Annotated in this window: 15 protein-coding genes; 9 read left to right on the forward strand and 6 right to left on the reverse strand. The window is 59.2% G+C overall.

From position 1 onward, the window contains the following. Positions 1-159 precede the first annotated feature (159 nt). Positions 160-576 (forward strand): DUF4124 domain-containing protein, encoded by a 417-nt coding sequence (locus LJU29_RS22585; RefSeq protein ID WP_005745528.1) that lies wholly within the window; start codon positions 160-162, stop codon positions 574-576. 9 nt (positions 577-585) lie between these two features. Here LJU29_RS22585 and LJU29_RS22590 read toward each other — a convergent pair whose 3' ends face one another. The 3 genes from LJU29_RS22590 to mrcB are packed head-to-tail and all read right to left on the reverse strand — an operon-like array spanning position 586 to position 3,994. Next, positions 586-915, reverse strand: a complete 330-nt coding sequence (locus LJU29_RS22590; protein ID WP_004658614.1) for a YqcC family protein — start codon at positions 913-915, stop codon at positions 586-588. Beyond that, positions 915-1,655, reverse strand: coding sequence for a tetratricopeptide repeat protein (locus LJU29_RS22595; protein WP_004658615.1), 741 nt, complete (start codon positions 1,653-1,655; stop codon positions 915-917). The genes LJU29_RS22590 and LJU29_RS22595 overlap by 1 nt, the downstream gene beginning before the upstream one ends. A gap of 17 nt (positions 1,656-1,672) precedes the next feature. Beyond that, the gene (mrcB, locus tag LJU29_RS22600; RefSeq protein ID WP_002552070.1) at positions 1,673-3,994 is read right to left on the reverse strand and encodes a penicillin-binding protein 1B; all 2,322 of its coding nucleotides are present in this window, start codon (positions 3,992-3,994) and stop codon (positions 1,673-1,675) included. 130 nt (positions 3,995-4,124) lie between these two features. Here mrcB and LJU29_RS22605 point away from each other — a divergent pair, with 130 nt between their 5' ends. Together LJU29_RS22605 and LJU29_RS22610 are read left to right on the forward strand one after the other, a co-directional pair. Then, positions 4,125-5,663, forward strand: coding sequence for a bifunctional aminoglycoside phosphotransferase/ATP-binding protein (locus LJU29_RS22605; protein ID WP_122323076.1), 1,539 nt, complete (start codon positions 4,125-4,127; stop codon positions 5,661-5,663). Positions 5,664-5,764: 101 nt separating this feature from the next. Continuing rightward, complete coding sequence (locus tag LJU29_RS22610) at positions 5,765-6,109, forward strand: pentapeptide repeat-containing protein (RefSeq protein ID WP_122323081.1); 345 nt, start codon at positions 5,765-5,767, stop codon at positions 6,107-6,109. A gap of 342 nt (positions 6,110-6,451) precedes the next feature. Here the strand turns inward: LJU29_RS22610 and deoC are convergent, their stop codons facing one another. After that, positions 6,452-7,231 (reverse strand): deoxyribose-phosphate aldolase, encoded by a 780-nt coding sequence (deoC, locus tag LJU29_RS22615; protein WP_257111216.1) that lies wholly within the window; start codon positions 7,229-7,231, stop codon positions 6,452-6,454. A gap of 213 nt (positions 7,232-7,444) precedes the next feature. On the opposite strand from deoC, the gene LJU29_RS22620 reads away from it, so the two are divergent. Then, positions 7,445-7,783 (forward strand): Rieske (2Fe-2S) protein, encoded by a 339-nt coding sequence (locus LJU29_RS22620; RefSeq protein WP_011167755.1) that lies wholly within the window; start codon positions 7,445-7,447, stop codon positions 7,781-7,783. A 20-nt stretch (positions 7,784-7,803) separates the two neighbouring features. Here LJU29_RS22620 and sfsA read toward each other — a convergent pair whose 3' ends face one another. Together sfsA and LJU29_RS22630 are read right to left on the reverse strand one after the other, a co-directional pair. After that, on the reverse strand, positions 7,804-8,517 hold the full coding sequence (sfsA, locus tag LJU29_RS22625) for a DNA/RNA nuclease SfsA (protein ID WP_257111217.1): 714 nt from the start codon (positions 8,515-8,517) through the stop codon (positions 7,804-7,806). Further along, positions 8,517-9,689 (reverse strand): pyridoxal phosphate-dependent aminotransferase, encoded by a 1,173-nt coding sequence (locus LJU29_RS22630; protein WP_257111218.1) that lies wholly within the window; start codon positions 9,687-9,689, stop codon positions 8,517-8,519. The genes sfsA and LJU29_RS22630 overlap by 1 nt, the downstream gene beginning before the upstream one ends. Positions 9,690-10,039: 350 nt before the next feature. Here LJU29_RS22630 and dksA point away from each other — a divergent pair, with 350 nt between their 5' ends. The 5 genes from dksA to LJU29_RS22655 all read left to right on the forward strand — a co-directional run bounded on the left by dksA (position 10,040) and on the right by LJU29_RS22655 (position 16,698). Next, positions 10,040-10,480, forward strand: coding sequence for an RNA polymerase-binding protein DksA (dksA, locus tag LJU29_RS22635; protein ID WP_002552063.1), 441 nt, complete (start codon positions 10,040-10,042; stop codon positions 10,478-10,480). 661 nt (positions 10,481-11,141) lie between these two features. After that, positions 11,142-12,029, forward strand: coding sequence for a tRNA glutamyl-Q(34) synthetase GluQRS (gene gluQRS, locus LJU29_RS22640; RefSeq protein WP_016981152.1), 888 nt, complete (start codon positions 11,142-11,144; stop codon positions 12,027-12,029). Positions 12,030-12,127: 98 nt separating this feature from the next. Then, a complete protein-coding gene (locus tag LJU29_RS22645; RefSeq protein WP_002552060.1) occupies positions 12,128-12,304 on the forward strand; it encodes a hypothetical protein in 177 nt (58 codons plus the stop codon). Next, a complete protein-coding gene (locus LJU29_RS22650) occupies positions 12,288-15,242 on the forward strand; it encodes a sensor histidine kinase (protein ID WP_122322338.1) in 2,955 nt (984 codons plus the stop codon). The genes LJU29_RS22645 and LJU29_RS22650 overlap by 17 nt, the downstream gene beginning before the upstream one ends. A gap of 22 nt (positions 15,243-15,264) precedes the next feature. Further along, on the forward strand, positions 15,265-16,698 hold the full coding sequence (locus LJU29_RS22655) for a sigma-54-dependent transcriptional regulator (RefSeq protein ID WP_004663726.1): 1,434 nt from the start codon (positions 15,265-15,267) through the stop codon (positions 16,696-16,698). The last annotated feature ends 121 nt before the right edge of the window (positions 16,699-16,819 follow it).

Here is a 16,819-nt window from a genome sequence, read left to right on the forward strand (position 1 = left end):
AGTCCTTCTACAGCGAACTTTGGATTGTTGTGATTCCCCCCCTTCAAGTCAAGTGATCCGTGCGCTTTCTTGACAGAGGACCGGCGAAATCGCACCGTTTCGGACTGAAATGCACCGTTATGGTAGTTTTCTGTGTGCACAGACTCTCAAGGACACGACATGCATTGGATGATTCTCGCCGCCGCACTGGCCCTCAGCACAACCAGCCAGGCCGCCTCAATCTATAAATGGGTCGACGCTCAGGGCGTGACGCATTTTGATGCTCAACCCCCCACCGGCCAGCAGGTGCAGGAAATCAATGTGCAGACGCCGCCACCTGCCTCTGCGCCCAGCACTCCTGCGGACGACGGAGCTGCACAGCAACGCGCTATTGACCAGAAAGTCAAAAGTCAGGTGAAGGCTCAGGAAGCGAAACGCGCGGAGAATTGCGAAACCCTGCGCACCAATCTCGCGCAGTTGCAGAACAATCCGCGAGTGCGCGAGCAGGTCGGAGGAGAGTCGAGGCGTCTCACGGATGAAAACCGCAAGACGCGTATCGAAGAAACCGAGAAAGCCATCAGCGAATTCTGTCGCTAGAGGATTGGCTCAGCGAGCGGCCGTAATCAACTGGTCGAACCGTGCCAGATGCTGCTGCAGCAGCCGGGTTTCACTCAGGCGCCCGGCATAGACCATCTCGGCCATCTCCAGAATGCCGGACGCATTGGGCAGCGGCAGGTCACGCTCGAGGATGACTTTCATGCGCGGCAGGAAGATCCATTGCAGCCACTGCGCGAACTCGAGCGTATCGACGCTGAACGGTTCCTGACTGGCAAGCGCCTGCTCGCTGGGCGGCGTCGCATCCCACCAGCCCAGCGCGCGCAACTCGCGCTCTATCAACAGCAACTGCTCGGCCACCTCAGGCAAACGCACGTCCATCAGCGAGCCTTTTGGCGAGCCAGCGCAGCACCGGCCGCGTCACCCTGCTTTTCGCGAGACTGGGCGATCAGACCCCAAAGGCTGGCCTGAAGGCTGGTACGCCCGTTGGCGTAGGTCAGACCGCGACGAGCCAGTTGCTCGGCCTGGGCTGCATCGCCCTGAGCCAGGCGCACCTGAGCCAGACGATAAAGCACCTGAGGCTCACGCGGGGCGACACGCTGCGCGCGCTCCAGGCTTGAGGATGCGCCGTTGAGGTCGCCACTGCTCTGCTGTTGCTGTGCCGTGGTCAGCAACGCCAGTACCGGCCCGTCAAGCTGCTCGTCCTCTGACAGACCGCCGCCACTGGACGGAATCCCGGTCGGTGCAGAGGCAGCCGGCATGCTGTAACTGTTGTTCGCCGGAGCCGGGCTGATCGGGGCCTGATTGACCGGAGCGGCATCGACAGGCGGCGTGTTGACACTGAACGGAGCCTGACTGGTCGGCGCAGAGAAGCTCTGCCCTGCATCGGCACCACCCGCACCCGGCACCATCACCACAACACCCGAATCCTGCGGCACGGCTTGCGGCTGCTGAACCGGGGCGGTGTTGGTTCGGTAAGTGCCATTACGCGACGCTGCCGCGCGCTCGCCGTTGGACACCTTGGAGCTCGAATCCACGACCGGAATCGAGCCGCGTTCCACACTGGCGCAGCCGTTCAGCAAGGCCAGTGCCGTTAAAGCTGGAATCCACCATTTATTCACTTCAAAACCTCGATTGCCTAGTTCAACCAACCCTTGACCCAGTCCATCACCTCAGTGGCAGGTGCCGGAGCGCCGCCGCATGTCGCGCCGGGCTGGGGCTCACTGCCGCGAATATACGGCATCTGCACTGCATTCGGGCAGCTTGAGTCAGAACCCTGGCCTGTCTGCGCATCGACCCATGCCTGAACGACGTTATCCGGCATCGCCATGTCCAGCGGCAGCGGATTGGCCTTGCGCATAAAGCTGGTCCAGACCTGCAGGGCACCAGTGGCGCCAGTAAACGGTGTCTTGCCGTTATCATCACGGCCCATCCACACCACGGCCAGCAGATCCTGACTGAAACCGGCGAACCAGCTGTCGCGCGAGTCATTACTGGTGCCGGTCTTGCCCGCCAGATTCAGCGAGCTCGGCAACACGTTGTAAACAGATTTGCCCGTCCCTTCGCGCATGACCCGCTGCATCGCATTCTGTACCAGGTAAATGGCACCCGGATCGAAACGCTGCTCGATCTTGAACGGATAACGCTTGAGCGGTTCACCTTCGGCGGTCAGCACACTGCGAATACCACGCATCGGCGTATTGAACCCGCCGCTGGCGATGGTCTGGTACATGGTGGCGACTTCCATCGGACTCAAGCCGCCCGCACCCAGCAGCATCGACGGATAAGCAGGCCACTCACGCGTTACACCCAGTTTGGCCAGTGTCTTGAAGACAGTTGGAATACCCAGCTCAAGGCCCAGCTTGGCAGTCGACAGGTTGTAGGAATGCGCCAGCCCTTGATACAGAAAGATGTTGCCATGCGACTTGTGATCGTAGTTCTGCGGTTTCCAGATCTGGCCATCAGCGCCCTTGACCTGAAACAGTTCGTCGGCAATCCAGCTGGTCAGCGTGTACTGGCTCGGACGTTCCAGTGCGGTCAGGTAAATAGCCGGCTTGACCAGCGAGCCTATCGGACGCACTGCATCGATCGCCCGGTTGAAACCCGAGAACCCGGCCTCGCGACCGCCAATCAGCGCCTGCACTTCACCGGTCTCCGGGTTGGTGACGACCATACCCGCCTCTACTTCATCAACACCCTTGCGCCCGGCGAGCTTTTTGAACGTGTCGTCCATAGCGGCCTGGGACTTCATCTGCAGGATCGGATCAAAGCTGGTAAAGATCCGCAGCCCTTCTTCGGTCAAGTCTTCATCGCGATAGTCTTCGCGTAACTGGCGCTTGACCAGATCCAGAAAAGCCGGGAACGAGCTGTCGGCGAGCGTGCCGGTCTTGGTCACACCCAGTGGCAATTTCTTCGCGGCGGCCACCACTTCGGGGGTTGCCACACCTTGCTGCTCAAACAGGTCGAGCACCAGATTACGACGCTCCAGAGCACGCTCGGGGTTGCGGCGCGGGTTGTAGAAGGACGGCCCCTTGACCAGCCCGACCAGCATCGCCACCTGATGAATCTTCAGTTCGGAAAGCGGCTGGCTGAAGAAATACTGACTGGCCAGACCAAAACCGTGCACTGCACGTTGACCGTCCTGACCGACAAACACTTCATTGAGGTAAGCCTCGAGGATTTCCTGCTTGCTGTAATGGATCTCCAGCAAGACCGCCATCATGGCTTCGGTGAGCTTGCGGGTCAGGCTGCGCTCGTTGGTCAGGTAGAAGTTCTTGACCAACTGCTGGGTCAGCGTACTGCCGCCCTGGCGCATCTGCCCTTGCGAAGTATTCACCCAGATAGCCCGGGCAATGGACTTGGGCGACACGCCGAAGTGGTGATAGAAATCGCGGTCCTCGACCGCCACCAGCCCGTCGAGCAGATACGGCGGTGCCTGATCAAGCTTGATCAGGATCCGGTCTTCGAGGTTCTTCGGGTAAAGCCCGCCGATCAGCAGGGGCTCAAGCCGCGCCACGGCAAGCTTGGCACCATTGCCCGACGACAGGTCGGCGACGTAATCACCGGAAAAGCGCACGCGCACCTGCTGAGCCGCATCAGTGCCTTCGTAGAACTGGAAACCCCGCGTGTTGAGGTCGACGGTATTGCCATTCACCGCCGCAGCGCCAGGACCATTCGCGACGCTTTCGCGGCGATAACCCAAGGCGTCGAGTTCGATGAGAAAATCATCGCGGCTCAGCTTCTGTCCGACGAACAGCTCCAGCGGTCGTGCATAGACCTTGGCCGGAATGGTCCAGCGCTTGCCGGAGAACTTCTCCTGAACGATTGCATCGAGGTAAATGGCCAGGCCGCCCAGCAGAACCAGGCCGACAATACCGAGCTTCAACGCCCAGCCCAGCCACTTGTTCAGGCTGCGAGGAGGTTGCTTTTTAGGAGAACGAGAGGTGCGGGATCGAGTCATGGGCGCGGATTATACGCACTTTAGCAAGGATCGACAGACGCCCGAGTCAGCGGTTTGCAGCCTCGCGCCAAGCGGCCATAATGGCGGCATCGCGTACTTACATTTTGAACACATTCCTGAAGGATCGCCCGTGAGCAAGTCTTTGATCGCTGCCCTGCAGAACCCTGCTCTTTTCCCACATCCGGTGGAGAATTTCCAGCTCATCGAAACGCACATTTCGTGGGTTCTGCTGACTGGCCCGTATGCTTACAAATTCAAGAAGCCGATGAACTTCGGTTTTCTGGATTTTACTACGCTGGCTCTGCGTAAGCATTTCTGCGAAGAAGAGCTGCGCCTCAATCAGCGCCTGACCGACGACCTCTACATTGAAGTGCTGCCGATCACCGGCACAGTCGACGCGCCGCAATTGGGCGGCGACGGCGAAGTCATCGAATACGCCTTGAAGATGAAGCAGTTTTCACAGGACGGCCTGCTCAGCACCCTGCAGGCCAACGGCGAGGTGACCACTGCGCATATCGACGAACTGGCGCGCCAGATCGCAGGCTTCCACCTCACCTCGCCGCAGGTCGGAACCGAAAGCGAACTGGGCTCGCCAGACAGCGTGATGGCCCCTGTGGTACAGAATTTTGAGCAGATTCGTCCACTGATCAGCGAAAAATCCGACCTGGCACAGCTCGATGCCCTACAGGCGTGGGCAGAGTCTAGCTTTGCGCGGCTCAAGCCACTGCTGGCTCAGCGCAAGGCCGACGGATTCATCCGCGAATGCCACGGCGACATCCATCTGGGCAACGCGACAGTGATAGACGGCAAGGTCGTGCTGTTTGACTGCATCGAGTTCAACGAACCGTTCCGCAAGACCGACGTGTACGCCGACATCGGCTTCCTGGCAATGGACCTTGAGGACCGCGGCCTGAAATCCCTTTCCCGGCGCCTGATCAGCCAGTACCTGGAAGTCACCGGCGACTACGCAGGCCTGGAACTGCTGAATTTCTACAAGGCTTATCGGGCGATGGTTCGTGCCAAAGTGGCCCTGTTCAGCCAGCCATCCGACGCCGACGGTGTACAGCGCGCAGCGACGCTTCGTCAATACCGCAATTACGCCAATCTGGCCGAAAGCTACAGCGCCATTCCCTCACCGTTCCTGACAATTACCCACGGTGTATCAGCCGTCGGCAAAAGCCATGTCGCAATGCGCCTGGTGGAATCGCTGGGCGCCATTCGCCTGCGTTCGGACATAGAGCGCAAGCGCCTGTTTGCCGGGCGAGATAAAGAGATGTATGGCGCGCAAGCCAACGATGCAACCTATGCACACCTGCACGAACTTGCCGGTATAACCCTGCGCGCAGGCTTCTCGGTAGTGATCGATGCCACCTACCTCAAGCATGGGCAGCGTGATGCAGCGGCGAAAGTCGCCGAAAACACCGGCGTGCCGTTTATGATCCTCGATTGCGAAGCACCACAGGCAGTGATCGCTGGCTGGCTTGCCCAGCGTCAGGCACAGAACAATGATCCTTCCGACGCAACCCTGGAGGTCATCGAGGCCCAGCAGGCCAACCGAGAACCGCTGAGCGCAGAGGAAACGCTGCGCAGCAAGAAGGTTGCCACCCACATCAGCAGTGAGCTGGACAGCCTCATCGACAACCTGCGCCAGCGCCTGCCGGGGCTGTAAAACCGGTACATGGCCGTTGAGCGGGTAACGCTTCACGGCCTCGCAATGATGGCAATATAATGGTGTCATAATTCCAACGCAACCACATGTCCGAGGCCATCATGAGCCAGCCCAAACAGATCGACTCACCGCTTTATATGCTGCTGCGCAAAGATGATGTCGAAGGTTTCAACCAGGAGAAACCGCGGACCGGCACAACTGATATGGCCGGGGGTGACTTTCGAGGGCTGGACCTGCGGGCACTGGACACCGCCGGTATCGACTTCACCGACGCCTACTTCCGGTCTGCCGACCTTCGCGGCCTGGACCTGCGGCACACGCCGATGGAAGGTGCGAGTATCGCTCACGCACAGATTTCAGGCGTGTTCTTCCCCGCCGAGCTCTCGGCTGACGAGATTCTGATGTCGGTAAATTTCGGTACGCGCCTGCGCTATCGCACCCGCTAAAACCGTAAAACCTTCGCAGCCTGCATGCGCAATGCATGTCAGGCTGGCGCTGCGTCGCTTCATTTCCGAAACTCCCCCTCTAAATATCGCAGCCAGCCGTTATGCCGTGCGAGGCATTTTTGGCCTATGGATAGCTGTCAGGTGAAGAGCATGGACAGGATCAAAAGAACTGTTGACTTAGAAATGAGAATCGTTATGATTATCACATCCGGTCGCGAGACTGGACGGTAACTGAAAGACCTTGGTTCGGACTTTCAGATTATCTCCTCATCAGGCTAATCACGGTTTTTGACCCGGCTCTTTGCCGGGTCTTTTTTTGTCCTTCAAAAAGCAGCCCACCGCTCAAAAACCGTTGCCATATGACTCATACAGGCCAAGTCTGGCCAGCAAATCGTCCAGCAAGCTTGAGCCGCCCAACCGCACGCGCCCGGCGTTCATCCATTGCCGACCAAAACGGGCACGCGCCAGCGTCATGTAAAAACGTGCCTCGTCGAACGTCCGGATCCCTCCCGCAACCTTCAACCCCACCTGCCCGCCGACGTCCGCGATAGACTCGAGCATCACCCGCGCAGTCTGCGGTGTAACGTGGGTGGCTGATTTGCCTGTGCTGGTCTTGATAAAGTCGGCACCCGAAACAATCGCATCGCGGCAGGCATTGAGGATCATTTGGGAATCGCGCAGATCGCCGGTTTCAAGTGTCGCGGTGAGTTTGACCCGCCCTGCACACAATGAGCTGCACGCCGATATCATCTCAAGGCCGGGCTGCCTGTCCCCACAGAGCAGTGCGCGAAAGGGGTACACGACATCTATTTCGTCCGCGCCGGACAGCAGCGCAGCGCGAACTTGCGAGGTCACTGACTGAATGTTGCTGCTGCCGTGAGGGAAATTGACTATGGCGACAACCTTGATGTCATGCGCCAGCATACGGTCCAGGGTGGTGCGCGCCAGACACACGAAACGCGGCTGCACGCAGACCGCGGCAACCTGCCCCACAGGCGTCCATGCGCGCTGACAAATGCCGACGATGCGCTGCTCCGTGTCGTCGGCATTGAGGGCAAACAGCTCAAGCAGCCTTATGACCTGACGCGCCAGCCGCTCATCATCTGCTGTCATCTCTTTCATGGCGTACTCGCTCTGCAAAACATGAGCAGAACGATATACGGGCTTGAAGGCCAGAAGGCGCAAGGACCATGCTCAGAGAAAAAAGCCACAGGAAGACAGGAAAAAACTGACGCAGCCTGTAATAAGCCCCGCGTACGACAACGCGACAACCCAAAGAAGCTGTCAGACTACCCAGGTCAGGCGTCTACAAAAAAACAGGCCTGTGGAGGCTTCTTGAAATTCCTTTGCACCTCAAGTCACTTGCACGAAGCCCAAAGCAGGGGTTTCGAGCTAGGCGAGCACGCATTGCTGGCAGTACGTCGTCAGGGTGAAGTGTTCATCTACAAAAACCGCTGCCCGCATCGCGGTATCGCCCTGGAATGGCAGCCGGATCAATTCCTCGACAGCAGCGCCAGCCTGATCCGGTGCGCAATGCATGGGGCGTTGTTTCTGATCGAGAATGGCGAATGCGTTGCCGGCCCCTGCGAAGGCCAATCATTGACGGCGATCCAGAGCCGTGAAGATGCTGAGGGGATCTGGGTGTCTCTGCCCATGGAGGATGACGAGGGCTGACTCGTCACGCCCGGAACGCTTCAATCCAGCCAGTGCACCTGCAGTCGTCGGTCAATAACAATTTCGTCTGGCGTCAGGTGCACACCGTAGGCAAGAATTTGCACACCAGCGTCAATAGCTTCGCGCAACGCAGCCGCGTAAGCCGGATCGATCTCCTTTGCGGGTCGCACGGCGTCGATACCGGTGAGGTTGACGCAATACAACAACACGGCCCGCACGCCCTCGCGCGCCAGCGTGGCCAGTTCACGCAAGTGCCGCGCACCACGCTGGGTAACCGCGTCGGGAAACGCAGCGACACTGGAATCATCGAAACCCAACGTGACACTTTTCACTTCCAGATACAGATAGCCATCAGGGTATTCAAGGCGAAAGTCCACACGACTCTTTTCCTGCCCGTAGGCCACCTCGCGCTTGAGCGTCGTAAACCCCTCGAGTTCGCTGATAACCCCAGCGCGCAAGGCCTCTTCAACCAGCGTATTGGCTCGCCCGGTGTTGATACAGGCCAGCCTGCCCTGCGGCGTCTCGCTGATTTCCCAAGTGCCCGGCAGCTTGCGCTTCGGGTTACTTGAACGGCTGAACCACACACGCCCACCGGGCATCATGCAGTTGAGCATCGAACCGGTGTTGGGGCAGTGAATGGTCAACAGCTCGCCGCTGTCGGTTTCGATATCAGCCAGAAAGCGTTTGTAACGGGTCAGCAGACGACCCTGTTCAAGCTGCGGAGCAAAGCGCATCAGGCACCCCAGCTACGCAAACCGCGAGCAATTCGCTCGACTGCCTGCTGAAGGCGCGGCAAGCTCTGTGTATAGGCAAAGCGCACATGATGCCCAGCCTGATGGCGACCAAAGTCCAGGCCTGGCGTAAAAGCGACATGCTCGGTTTCCAGAAAATGCCGGCAGAACGCGAAGGCATCGCCGCCAAACGCCGAGATGTCGGCGTACAAATAGAATGCCCCTTCCGGCTCGACGGCAATACCGAAACCCAGTTCGCGCAGCGCAGGCAACAGGAAGTCCCGGCGACGGCCGAACTCGGCGCGCCGCTGCTCGAATATTTCAAGTGTCTGCGGCTCAAAGCAGGCAAGCGCGGCATGTTGCGCCATGCTTGGTGCGCTGATGTAGAGGTTCTGCGCCAGTTTTTCCAGATCGGCCACGGCGTCTTGCGGTGCAACCAGCCAGCCGAGGCGCCAGCCTGTCATGCCGAAATACTTTGAAAAACTATTGAGGACAAACGCTTCGTCATCCACCTCCAGCACACTGCTGGCCTCCACGCCGTAGGTGAGGCCGTGGTAAATCTCATCCACCACCAGGTGGCCGTTGCGAGCTTTCAGCGCTTGTGACAAGGCTGCCAGTTCGTCGCGATTCAGCAGCGTGCCGGTAGGATTGGCAGGCGATGCCACCAGTGCGCCGATACTGTTCTGGTTCCAGTGAGCCGCCACCAGTTCGGGATTCAGTTGATAGCGTTCTTGCGGACCGACCGGCACCAGTTGCGCCTCGCCCTCGATCAAACGCAGGAAGTGTCGATTGCAAGGGTAGCCAGGGTCGGCCAGCAACCAATGCTTGCCCGGATCGACCAACAGGCTGCTGGCAAGCAACAACGCGCCCGAACCGCCCGGCGTGACCAGAATGCGCTGGGGATCAATATCAACGCCGTAGCGTCGGGCGTAGAATCCGGAAATGGCTTCGCGCAGTTGCGGAAGACCACGAGCGGCGGTGTAGCGAGTCTTGCCGTCTGCCAGCGCCGCCTGGCCAGCCTTGATGATGGGCTGCGCAGTCGTAAAATCGGGCTCGCTGATTTCAAGGTGAATAACGTCATGACCCGCTGCCTGCAGTTCATTGGCACGCGCCAGCAGCGCCATGACATGAAAAGGTTCGATGGCGCGACTACGTGCACTGTAAGGCTGGGGCATGGATATTCCTTTATGGGTGCGGGTATTAAAAACATGATTGTCATGACGACGCGGCATGATTCTACCGAACCGACCGCACTACGGTGCTTTAACGGGCTGAAAAACCCAGTCGTCGAATGCTGAATAAAAGAAAGCTACGACGGTACGCATCGACTAGAGTTCATTTAAGTGAAGGGCAGATGTGAAATAGCCATCTCTATAAGCGGACGGCGTCGTCATGCTCGACAACCGGGAGTAGCGCACTCCGATTTGATCTGGTAAGTTCGCCCGCTTGCAGCTGCAGGGCCGACGGGTGTCGGTGATGGAACAATCCTGCGCAATAGATTAGAAGATTGAGAGGCGGTCCAGACATGCCCACCCCAGAAAAGCAACACAGCCATCTAATCGGCGGCTTTGCACCCTACCCGGAAACAAAGGGTGAGGAGTACATGAGCGAGCCCATGCGCGCGCACTTCACCAAGATCCTGAACAAGTGGAAGCAGGACTTGATGCAAGAGGTCGACCGAACGGTAGACCACATGAAGGACGAAGCAGCCAACTTTCCCGACCCGGCCGACCGTGCCAGTCAGGAAGAAGAGTTCAGCCTCGAACTTCGTGCCCGTGACCGCGAACGCAAGCTGATCAAGAAGATCGACAAGACGCTGCAACTGATCAAGGACGAAGAATACGGCTGGTGTGAATCGTGCGGCGTAGAGATCGGCATTCGCCGTCTTGAAGCGCGCCCGACTGCCGACCAGTGCGTCGACTGCAAGACACTTGCTGAAATCAAGGAAAAACAGGTCGGTAAGTGACCTGGGGCCGCCTTTGACTGAAAAAGACGCTTCGGCGTCTTTTTTGTGCCTGTTGGAATCACGCCCCTCGTGCCAATACGCGCGTTGACTATCGTGCCGACGCTTCACTTCGGTTCGTCGTTCTGGATTTGCGTCCGATCTTGAATGTGCGGTGCGGCGAAGACCTGTGACGCAGAGCGTCACCCAAGGCATTCCTACGCTGGAGCGTGAGGAACGATAATCTCAACTATCGTGCGACGCTCCGCGTCGCATGCCGTTCTGGACGCTCTGCGTCACATGGCAGTTCTGTGATGTCAGGTGGGTTGGATTCTGCTCAAGTCCCCTTTTCGCCCCTCGGCGACCTACTTTGATGGGGCCAAAGTAGGCAAATCCCCTCGCTCCTGTTTCCGGCCCGACTTCGTCGGGTTCCTTCGCCCTGTCACTGATCCGGGGGTCGCCAGTGCTATCGCGACCGAAAAGCTTTGCGTTGGCAGCGGCTGCGTGTAGGGCGTGACAGTATTAACTATCGTGCGACGCTCCGCGTCGCATGCCGTTCTGGACGCTCTACGTCCGGTCTTGGACGAGCAACGCGGCGCAGAGTGAACATCGTCACGAGAGTCCGCGTGAAGACCAACCGCGTTTCGCTTGCCCACTCAAGCTAGCCACCCGTAACATCCCGCCCATGAAAAAACCGGCCTATATCGGGCGCTTTGCGCCGACTCCCAGTGGTTATCTGCATTTTGGCTCGCTGGTCGCAGCGCTGGCGTCCTATCTGGACGCTCGCGCAGTCGGCGGCCAGTGGCTGTTACGCATGGAAGACCTGGACCCGCCGCGCGAGGTGGCCGGCGCGCAAGCCGCGATTCTTGAAACCCTTGAGCGCTACGGCTTTGAATGGGATGGCGAGATGGCTCGGCAGAGCGAGCGCCATGATGCCTACGCCGAAATACTCCAGCGCTGGTTCAATCATGGCCTGGCCTATGCCTGCACCTGCTCACGCAAACAGCTCGAGCCGTTTGAAGGCGTGTATCCCGGTTTTTGCCGCAATGCGGGACATGCGCCCGAGAATGCCGCAATCCGCATCCGGGTCCCGGAGCTTGAATATCGCTTCGAAGACCGTGTGCAGGGCACATTCAAAATGCACCTGGGACGCGAAAGCGGTGACTTCGTGATCCGCAGGCGCGACGGCCTGTATGCCTATCAGCTCGCCGTGATAATCGATGACGCCTGGCAAGGCGTGACCGATATCGTGCGCGGTGCCGACCTGCTGGACTCGACGCCCCGCCAGTTGTACTTGCAGGAACTGCTGGGCTTGCCCCAGCCACGCTACCTGCATGTGCCGCTGATCATCCAGCCGGATGGCCACAAGCTCGGCAAATCCTATCGCTCGCCACCGTTGCCGGCCGAACAGGCCACCCCTCTGCTGATTCGGGCATTGCGGGCACTGGGGCAACCACTCGATACGCACATGGCCGATGGCACCGCGCAGGAAGTGCTTGCCTGGGGAATCGGCCACTGGAACGCCGACCTGATCCCCAGACTGCGCAATATTGAAGAAGCCCGGATAGACTGATCCAGAGCGGTCGCCGCAAACTGCGACGCAAGTATGCTTGCAGGTTATCCGGCATCCGTTAACATGCCGCTCCTCATCTACCAGCACAGGGAGACCAGATGTACATATACCGGTTGGTTTTGCTTCTGGTGGTAGGCATCTATCTGTTCTCTCCGGCCATCATGGACTGGTGGATCGATGCGACCGGTGCCTGGTATCGCCCCTACATGCTGTGGCTGATCCTGATCGTGGTGACTTTCATTCTGCAGAGCCAGCGAGATGCCGATGAGCTTTAGTCTGACGCAGATGCTGATGGTCAGCGCCGCCTACCTGCTGGTGCTGTTCGGTGTAGCCTGGGTCAGCGAGCACGGCCTTATTCCACGCTGGATCATCCGTCATCCGTTGACCTACACCCTGTCACTGGGCGTGTACGCCAGCGCCTGGGCGTTTTATGGCACGGTCGGCCTGGCCTATCAGTATGGCTACGGTTTTCTGTCCAGCTACCTGGGGGTTTCCGGTGCATTCCTGCTTGCGCCAGTGCTGCTCTACCCGATCCTCAGAATCACCCGCACCTATCAGCTTTCATCGCTGGCCGATTTGTTTGCCTTCCGCTTTCGCAGCACCTGGGCTGGTGCGCTGACCACCGTATTCATGCTGATCGGCGTACTGCCGTTGCTGGCCTTGCAGATTCAGGCAGTGGCCGACTCCATCGGCATTCTGACTCGCGAACCGGTGCAGGATCGGGTGGCCGTGGCGTTTTGCGCGCTGATCACCCTGTTCACTATTTTCTTTGGCTCGCGACACATCGCAACCCGTGAGAAGCACGAAGGGCTGGTATTCGCCATCGCCTTCGAATCGCTGATCAAGCTGATCGCACTGGGCGGTGTCGGGCTGTACGCCTTGTATGGCGTGTTCGACGGCCCGCAACAGCTGGAACTGTGGCTGTTGCAGAACCAGACCGCCCTCGCCTCGCTGCACACGCCGTTGCAGGAAGGCCCCTGGCGCACCCTGCTGCTGGTGTTCTTCGCCTCGGCGATTGTCATGCCGCACATGTATCACATGACCTTCACTGAAAACCTCAACCCGCGCTCGCTGGTCAGCGCCAGTTGGGGGCTGCCATTGTTTCTGCTGTTGATCAGCCTCGCTGTTCCACTGATCCTCTGGGCCGGGCTCAAACTCGGGGCCACGACCAGCCCGGAATACTTCACCCTCGGGATCGGTATCGCGGCCAACAGCAAGGCGTTGGCCCTGCTCGCCTATATCGGTGGACTGTCGGCGGCCAGCGGGCTGATCATCGTGACTACGCTGGCGCTGTCCGGCATGGCCCTCAACCATCTGGTGCTGCCGCTTTATCAGCCGCCAGCCGAGGGCAACATCTACCGCTGGCTGAAGTGGACGCGACGCGGGCTGATCGTGGCGATCATTGCCTTGGGTTACGGCTTCTACCTGCTGCTCGGTGCCCAGCAGGATCTGGCCAATCTCGGCATCGTCGCTTTCGTTGCGACGCTGCAATTCCTGCCGGGCGTACTGTCGGTGCTTTACTGGCCGACCGCCAACCGGCGAGGCTTCATCGCAGGCCTGCTGGCCGGCATTGCGGTCTGGGCAGTCAGCATGCTGCTGCCGCTGATCGGCAACCTGCAGGGCTTTTATATCCCCTGGCTGAACATGATCTACGTGCTGGACGACACCAGCTGGCACATGGCAGCTATCGCGTCCCTCGCGGCCAACGTGTTGTTGTTCACCCTGATATCCCTGTTCACCAATGCCAGCCCTGAAGAAGTCGGAGCCGCCGAGGCCTGCGCGGTCGATAACGTGCGCCGCCCGCAACGTCGTGAATTGCATGCCGTGTCGCCCCAGGAATTCGCCACCCAACTGGCCAAGCCGCTGGGCGCGAAAGCCGCACAGAAGGAAGTCGAACAGGCGCTGCGCGATCTGTACCTGCCATTCGACGAGCGCCGTCCTTATGCCCTGCGCCGCCTGCGCGACAGGATCGAGGCCAACCTGTCCGGGTTGATGGGGCCAAGTGTCGCCCAGGACATGGTGGAAACCTTCCTGCCGTACAAATCGGGCAGCGAAAAATATGTCACCGAAGACATACATTTTATTGAAAGCCGTCTTGAGGACTACCACTCGCGCCTGACCGGCCTTGCTGCCGAACTCGACGCCCTGCGCCGCTACCACCGCCAGACCCTGCAGGAACTGCCGATGGGTGTGTGCTCGCTGGCCGAAGATCAGGAGATCCTGATGTGGAACAGGGCGATGGAAGAGCTGACCGGCATCGTCGCCCAGCGCGTGGTCGGTTCGCGACTGGAAACCATTGCCGAACCCTGGAAAAGCCTGCTTACCGGCTTTGCCAGCCTGCCCGATGAGCACCTGCACAAGCAGAAACTCGGTCTGGACGGCCAGACCCGCTGGCTAAACCTGCACAAGGCGGCCATCAACGAGCCTCTCGCCCCTGGCAACAGTGGCCTGGTGGTGCTGGTCGAGGACCTGACCGACACGCAGATGCTTGAAGACAAGCTGGTGCACTCAGAGCGGCTGGCCAGCATTGGTCGACTGGCAGCAGGCGTGGCGCACGAGATCGGCAACCCGATCACCGGCATTGCCTGTCTCGCGCAAAACCTGCGTGAAGAGCGTGAAGAAGACGGCGAACTGAAAGAAATCAGCAGTCAGATACTTGAACAGACCAAACGTGTGTCGCGCATTGTCCAGTCATTGATGAGCTTTGCCCACGCGGGGGCTCACCAGCACAGCGACGAGGCCGTTTGTCTGGCTGTGGTGGCTCAGGATGCTATTGGTCTGCTGGCGCTGAACCGGCGCAATTTCGAAGTACACTTCTATAACCTGTGCAACCCCGAACATTGGGCTGTCGGCGACCCGCAGCGCTTGGCACAAGTGCTGATCAACCTGCTCTCCAATGCCCGCGATGCGTCCCCGGCAGGCAGTGCGGTCAGGGTCAGAAGCGAAGTATCCGAGCACACGGTGGACCTGATCGTCGAAGACGAAGGCAGTGGGATTTCAAAGGCAATCATGGACCGATTGTTCGAGCCGTTCTTCACTACCAAGGAGCCTGGCGAAGGAACCGGACTTGGCCTCGCGCTGGTCTATTCCATCGTTGAAGAGCATTATGGACAAATCACTATCGACAGCCCGGCCGATCCCGAGCAGCAGCGTGGAACCCGTATTCGGGTGACCTTGCCACGTCATGTCGACGCGACGTCCACCGTGAACTGAGACCGTCGAGAGAACTGAATCAATGCCGCATATTTTGATCGTCGAAGACGAAACGATTATCCGCTCAGCCCTGCGTCGCCTGCTTGAACGCAATCAGTATGAAGTCAGTGAAGCCGGCTCCGTTCAGGAAGCTCAGGAGCGCTTCAGCATTCCGTCTTTTGATCTGATCGTCAGCGACCTGCGCCTGCCAGGCGCGCCGGGTACCGAACTGATCAAGCTCGGCGAAGGCAAACCGGTGCTGATCATGACCAGTTACGCCAGCCTGCGCTCAGCGGTCGATTCGATGAAGATGGGGGCAGTGGATTACATCGCCAAACCCTTCGATCACGATGAAATGCTGCAGGCAGTCTCGCGAATCCTGCGTGATCGCCAGACGGTCAAGGGGCTTCAGGACGAGCGTAACGCCCTTGCCAAGGCTAACGGCGCTGAAAAAGGCCCGGCACAGAATAATAATGGCGAGATAGGCATTATCGGTTCTTGCCCGCCCATGCTGGATCTCTACAGCAAGATCCGCAAAGTGGCACCGACCGATTCCAATGTTCTGGTTCAGGGCGAGTCGGGCACCGGTAAAGAACTGGTCGCCCGTGCCCTGCACAACCTGTCACGCCGTGCCAAGGCGCCGATGATTTCGGTCAACTGTGCGGCCATCCCTGAATCGCTGATCGAGTCTGAATTGTTCGGTCACGAGAAAGGCGCATTCACCGGAGCCAGTGCAGGTCGTGCTGGTCTGGTCGAAGCTGCTGACGGAGGCACGCTGTTTCTCGATGAAATCGGCGAGCTGCCTCTGGAAGCCCAGGCACGCCTGCTGCGCGTTTTGCAGGAAGGCGAGATTCGTCGTGTCGGCTCGGTGCAATCGCAAAAGGTTGATGTACGCCTGATTGCCGCAACCCACCGCGACCTCAAGACACTGGCCAAAAATGGCGAGTTTCGTGAAGACCTGTTCTACCGCCTGCACGTCATCGCCCTGAAACTCCCCGCCCTGCGCGAGCGTGGCAGCGATATTCTGGAAATCGCCCGTGCGTTTCTGGTACGCCAGAGCGCCAAGGTCGGTCGCGACGACCTGAAGTTTTCCCCCGACGCCGAACAAGCCATTCGCCATTACAGTTGGCCAGGCAACGTACGCGAACTGGAAAATGCGGTGGAGCGCTCGGTGATCCTGTGCGAAAACCCGGAAATCACCGCAGACTTGCTGGGCATCGACATCGAGCTCGACGGTCTGGATGACGACGAGTACATGGGCATGGCACCGCTGCCGGGGTCTTCCAGCTCGACGGGCAATGAGCCGGCCGAAGACCTGTCGCTTGAGGACTATTTCCAGCACTTCGTTCTGGAGCATCAGGACCATATGACTGAAACCGAGCTGGCGCGCAAACTGGGCGTCAGTCGCAAGTGTCTGTGGGAACGTCGTCAGCGTCTGGGCATTCCGCGTCGCAAGGGCGTCGCCAACGAGACGTAAAAAGCGGCAAAAGGCTCTGGCACGCGGTGCGCAGAGCGGGTAGAAACTGTTACCGCAAACACTTCACGTAACAAAAGCCGGGTCTTACGGTAACGCAGACCCGGCTTTTTTATGCCCGCAA

This window comes from Pseudomonas ficuserectae (assembly GCF_024584585.1).
Classification (GTDB): Bacteria; Pseudomonadota; Gammaproteobacteria; order Pseudomonadales; family Pseudomonadaceae; genus Aquipseudomonas; species Aquipseudomonas amygdali.

Coding starts and splice junctions, on each gene's coding strand:
- LJU29_RS22655 (WP_004663726.1), top strand. CDS start 15,265: ATGCCGCATATTTTGATCGTCGAAGACGAAACGATTATCCGCTCAGCC.
- dksA (WP_002552063.1), top strand. CDS start 10,040: ATGCCCACCCCAGAAAAGCAACACAGCCATCTAATCGGCGGCTTTGCA.
- mrcB (WP_002552070.1), bottom strand. CDS start 3,994: ATGACTCGATCCCGCACCTCTCGTTCTCCTAAAAAGCAACCTCCTCGC.
- LJU29_RS22585 (WP_005745528.1), top strand. CDS start 160: ATGCATTGGATGATTCTCGCCGCCGCACTGGCCCTCAGCACAACCAGC.
- LJU29_RS22650 (WP_122322338.1), top strand. CDS start 12,288: ATGCCGATGAGCTTTAGTCTGACGCAGATGCTGATGGTCAGCGCCGCC.
- deoC (WP_257111216.1), bottom strand. CDS start 7,231: ATGAAAGAGATGACAGCAGATGATGAGCGGCTGGCGCGTCAGGTCATA.
- sfsA (WP_257111217.1), bottom strand. CDS start 8,517: ATGCGCTTTGCTCCGCAGCTTGAACAGGGTCGTCTGCTGACCCGTTAC.
- gluQRS (WP_016981152.1), top strand. CDS start 11,142: ATGAAAAAACCGGCCTATATCGGGCGCTTTGCGCCGACTCCCAGTGGT.
- LJU29_RS22590 (WP_004658614.1), bottom strand. CDS start 915: ATGGACGTGCGTTTGCCTGAGGTGGCCGAGCAGTTGCTGTTGATAGAG.
- LJU29_RS22610 (WP_122323081.1), top strand. CDS start 5,765: ATGAGCCAGCCCAAACAGATCGACTCACCGCTTTATATGCTGCTGCGC.
- LJU29_RS22645 (WP_002552060.1), top strand. CDS start 12,128: ATGTACATATACCGGTTGGTTTTGCTTCTGGTGGTAGGCATCTATCTG.
- LJU29_RS22630 (WP_257111218.1), bottom strand. CDS start 9,689: ATGCCCCAGCCTTACAGTGCACGTAGTCGCGCCATCGAACCTTTTCAT.